Raw genomic sequence first — 4,785 nt, 5'->3', positions numbered from 1 at the left:
AGGGATTGAAAGAAGGTAGATAGAGAAGTATTCAGTACATATATTCCTAGATTTAATAGCGACAAATATTTGTCTTGATTTCTTCGGACTTCCATACCTGTTCCCAGTTAAGTGTTCCCTATCTCCTTTTTATATTTGCTGATACATTCAATCTCTGATTTTGACATTCTAATTTCTTAATCTAGATTGATTAAATATACAGCTTTATTTAGCATATTTATAGCGGTTTTCACTTCATTACTTGCATTACTTCTTCCTTCTTCCTTCTTTCTTTAAACTCAAATATCTGTACTCTAAAAAACATGAAAATTGCTATAATAGCTAAAATAATTTTAATTGTACTTGCAAAAGGCATCATTATATCTGAGTTTCAATCAGAAATCCCTTATAGCGGTTGTCACAAAGGTAGACTATAAAACTTTTTCCTTTAAACCCAAATATCTGTACTCTAAAAAACATGAAAATTGCTATAATATCATGTCCGGTTGAACAGTTATAAATAATGAGGGAGGAGTCAGGAGTCGTAGGGGCGTTTCATGTCGCTCCGCGAAACGGCCGTTAGCTTCGCATAACTATCGTTAACGCCCGTACAGGAGTCNAGGAGTCAGGAGTCGTAGGGGCGTTTCATGTCGCTCCGCGAAACGGCCGTTAGCTTCGCATAACTATCGTTAACGCCCGTACAGGAGTCAGGAAGGAAGAAACAAGAAAAAAGAAAGAAGAAAGAAGAAGGAAGAAGGAAAAGGAAGAGGGAGAAGAGGAGAAGAAGGAGAAATTTTTTTTATCACTAATTATCCAGACATGATATAAAATCCCTATTCCTAAACCTATAAAAAATTTCTCAGGTTAATTAGGGCTTGCTGATTAAATATCAAAGCAATGACGGATAAAGGTTTGAGCAATTTTATCTCTGGAAAAAGTACCAGCTTTTTGATTGATAAAGCCGAAAAGGTTAGCATTTTGGGTAGACGCGAGGCCAAAAAATCACTCTTACTATTCTTCCTCCTGCCTCCTCTATAATTCCCACTTCTCCTGTACGNGTCTAAAAAGTTGAAAAAGTTAGGATTTTAGGCTGCATAAGGCAAAAAAATCAAGGGCTGATTCTTCCTCGTGCTTCCTCGCTCATTCTCCATTTCTCCTGACTCCTGACTCCTGACTCCTACCCTTACCCATAAGACTTTTTCAGCAAAGCCTAATTAAAAATGACTTGATTTTAATTTTTATTTCACTAAAAATTCTTGGATTTTATTCTTTTTAAATTCTGACTCAGTTATCTTGACTCATGAGCAAAAGCCTAATATTTGTAGCTAAAATTTATCAAATAGGTATAATTTTATTATGTTTACAATCTGGACTTAGTATGACTGAAAATAAAAATTCAGAAACATTTATATTTAGAATTTCTCCTTTGATTAAATTAACCCTTTTAAGTTTGTATATTGCATTAACTTTACCTTTGCCTTTTTTATCTGAAGCCACCAATGCACCAGTACCTCCTCTTATTTTAGCAATAGGACTAACATTAGGAGCAATAGCATTATACGCAGCTTTAACAGAACGAGTCATAACTAATGAAAAGGGAATTCAAGTATCCTATCCAGTTTGGGTACCAGACCTCTTTCGCAAAGGTTGGTACTTACCTTGGTCAGAAATAAGAGCGCTCAAACCTCGCACTACAGGTCAAGGTGGTCTAGTATACTATTTCCTGAATAATTCTCGAGAAGGTTATTTGTTGCCTATGCGAGTAGTTGGTTTTGCTAAACTGGTTCGGATAGTAGAGGCAAAGACAGGTATAGATACAACTGATGTACGCCCTCTATCACAACCTTGGATGTATTTGATTTTATTCGGTTGTACCATACTTTTACTATTAGTAGATGCTTGGACTATTTCTAATGCAGTTGCCATTTCCTAAGTAGGGTTTGCTGAAAAAGTATAAGTGGTAGGAGTAGGAGTCGTAGGGGCGTTTTCCTGACGGAATGCTCCGCAAACATGTCCCTCCGCGAAACGGCCGTTAGCTTCGCATAACTATCGTTAANTTTCTAATGCAGTTGCCATTTCCTAAGTAGGGTTTGCTGAAAAAGTATAAGTGGTAGGAGTAGGAGTCGTAGGGGCGTTTTCCTGACGGAATGCTCCGCAAACATGTCCCTCCGCGAAACGGCCGTTAGCTTCGCATAACTATCGTTAACGCCCGTACAGGAGGAAGAGGGAATTTAGAGGAGGTTGTCGGAAGAATTATTCCTTGATTTGTCTGCCTCGCGTCACCCTAAAATCCTAACTTTTTAAGCTTTTTAGACTGAAAACCTTGCACTTTTTCCAGACCTAAAATGCTTTTACCTTTATCTGTCAATACTGTGAGATTTATTCAGCAAGCCCTAAATAAAAAATGGAACAACAGCAGTCTCAACTATATTTAGACAAAGTAAGTTTAACTACCCCAGTTAGCTCCCACTATTTACTGAAAGATATTTCTTTTGCTGTAGAAAAAGGTGCTAGGGTTGCTGTAGTAGGTGTCTCTGGAGCTGGTAAGACATCTCTGTTACGACTATTAAATAGATTAAATNGATTTATTCAGCAAGCCCTAAATAAAAAATGGAACAACAGCAGTCTCAACTATATTTAGACAAAGTAAGTTTAACTACCCCAGTTAGCTCCCACTATTTACTGAAAGATATTTCTTTTGCTGTAGAAAAAGGTGCTAGGGTTGCTGTAGTAGGTGTCTCTGGAGCTGGTAAGACATCTCTGTTACGACTATTAAATAGATTAAATTCTCCTACTTCTGGTTATATCTATTTAGATAACCAAGATTACAGAAAAATTCCTGTCATGCAACTCCGAAAAGAGGTAACAATGGTATTACAGGAGTCAAAACTTTTGGGAATGTCTGTAGCAGAAGCGATCGCTTATCCTTTAAAACTTAGAGGACTAAGGCAACCAGAAATTCAGCAAAGGTGCGAATATTGGATACAGCAGTTAAATATTCCTGAATCTTGGTTATCTAGGTCAGAATTACAACTTTCCATGGGGCAAAAACAGTTAGTGGCGATCGCTCGTGCTGCTGTAATTCAACCTAAAATTCTTTTATTGGACGAACCTACTTCAGCTTTAGATATTGGTACTGCTAGTAGAGTTATACAGGTATTAGCAACTTTAGCAGAAAGTGAAGTAACGGTAATTATGGTCAATCATCAAATAGATTTAGCTCAAAAGTTTTGTACACAATTGCTACATCTAGAACAAGGAGAATTAATTGAAGATTCTGCCAGTAATAAAGTTGATTGGGTTAAGTTAAGGCATCATATTATCAAAGCACAAGCTCAAGAAACTGAAGAATGGATTTAGTTTAATAAAATGGATTTAGTTTAATAAAAATGTTTGTAGAAGTCTCCAACTAGAAATATTATCAGGACACCCAATATTTTAGGATATTTTAGGTGGGTATTAATGCTGACAAAAGATACAAAATATCTATCTAATTTTATTTTGTGGTGAGAACCCCAACTATAAATTTAACTTCTGACTTCTGACTTCTGAGTTCTGAGTTGTAATACCAATTCACTTTAAAAATGTCACAAATAGTTTCAAACTTTAGATATGAAACTATTTATTCAAATTACTATAGGGTGAAAATTTCGAGCCAATCAAATCTTACTTTTGACTTTTGAATTCCGTGAAACGGTATAACTTCTTCAAGCTGGTGCAACTTCTTGAGGTTGTTTGTAACTTTTTTGATAATTTTTCTGCCATTTACCCATAGTTAAGATTTCTCTATTAAATCTATAACCGACATTTCTAACTGTCTGAATTACACTAGGTTGACGGGGGTCAATTTCAATTTTTTTCCGCAGAGATAGTACATGAGTATCTATGGTACGAGGATTATCTATAGAATCTGGCCATCCTCTGTGTAGTAATTCTGAACGAGTAAGGGGTATTCCTTCTGCTTGAGCTAGGACATAAAGAAGACTAAATTCTTGTGGAGTTAAATCAATCAGACTACCCTTTAAGATAACTCTACGGTGTACCAAATCAATAATTAAATCACCATAATCTAAACTGATGGGTGGAGTACAACTAATAGTTCTGCGACGACGTAGTAGAGCTTCTACCCTTGCCATAAACTCTTGCATACCAAAAGGTTTACAGAGATAGTCATCTGCTCCTGACTTTAACCCTGCGACAATATCCGCTTCAGTTGTGCGGGAGGATAGCATCAAAATTAAGCACTGTTGCTGTTGCTGAAGCCACTGGCAAAATTCTAGAGTATTTCCATCTGGTAGGTCAGTTTCCATAATTACCAGATTTGGGCAATGAGTGTATATTAATTTTTTGGCATGATCGACATTTGCTGACTGGTTTACCAAATGCTTTGCTTGCTGTAAATGCCAACCAAGTAGGGAGCGCAGATGCGGATTCCCTTCTACGATTAAGATACAAGCATCTCCCACTTAAAATAACTTCCTATATATCTTTTTTTTATAATTAGCTTTTACTAAGCTAACATAAATTACTGTTGTATTTTTGTAACATCTGTTACTCTAACTCAAAAATTCTGTTTAAAAGACTTCTTTAGGAAAATTCTCATACCTATTGGTAAAGGGATTTTTATGAACGTTATTTCAATTTGCTCAAGTAATGTTACTAATAAGCTTGATTGATTTAAAGATTTTACCGATCATTTCTCTTTGACTAAAAATTAACCCTCAAGTTTGTCACCAAGAAACTAAAATAGCTTGAGTAAAACAAAAAACAAATAATTAAGGTTTATATTAAGCACCTACACAAAAT

At 35.9% G+C, this 4,785-nt stretch carries 3 protein-coding genes and 1 pseudogene; 3 read left to right on the top strand and 1 reads right to left on the bottom strand.

The features are described 5' to 3' along the window. The first annotated feature begins 1,357 nt into the window (after positions 1-1,357). The 3 genes and pseudogenes from AFK68_RS10185 (at position 1,358) to AFK68_RS10175 (ending at position 3,339) form a co-directional block, all read left to right on the top strand. Complete coding sequence (locus AFK68_RS10185; protein WP_094672608.1) at positions 1,358-1,912, top strand: hypothetical protein; 555 nt, start codon at positions 1,358-1,360, stop codon at positions 1,910-1,912. Between the two features lie 471 nt (positions 1,913-2,383). Beyond that, a pseudogene (locus AFK68_RS10180) lies at positions 2,384-2,560 on the top strand (ATP-binding cassette domain-containing protein); the annotation flags it as partial. A 29-nt stretch (positions 2,561-2,589) separates the two neighbouring features. Beyond that, positions 2,590-3,339 (top strand): ABC transporter ATP-binding protein, encoded by a 750-nt coding sequence (locus AFK68_RS10175; protein ID WP_094672607.1) that lies wholly within the window; start codon positions 2,590-2,592, stop codon positions 3,337-3,339. A gap of 347 nt (positions 3,340-3,686) precedes the next feature. On the opposite strand, the gene AFK68_RS10170 is transcribed toward AFK68_RS10175, so the two are convergent. Continuing rightward, complete coding sequence (locus tag AFK68_RS10170; protein WP_094672606.1) at positions 3,687-4,445, bottom strand: response regulator transcription factor; 759 nt, start codon at positions 4,443-4,445, stop codon at positions 3,687-3,689. Between the last annotated feature and the right edge of the window lie 340 nt (positions 4,446-4,785).

This window comes from Hydrocoleum sp. CS-953, from assembly GCF_002260545.1.
Lineage (GTDB): Bacteria > Cyanobacteriota > Cyanobacteriia > Cyanobacteriales > Microcoleaceae > Trichodesmium.
Note: the sequence above shows the minus strand (reverse complement) of the source record. Positions and strands in the feature narration are given on the sequence as shown.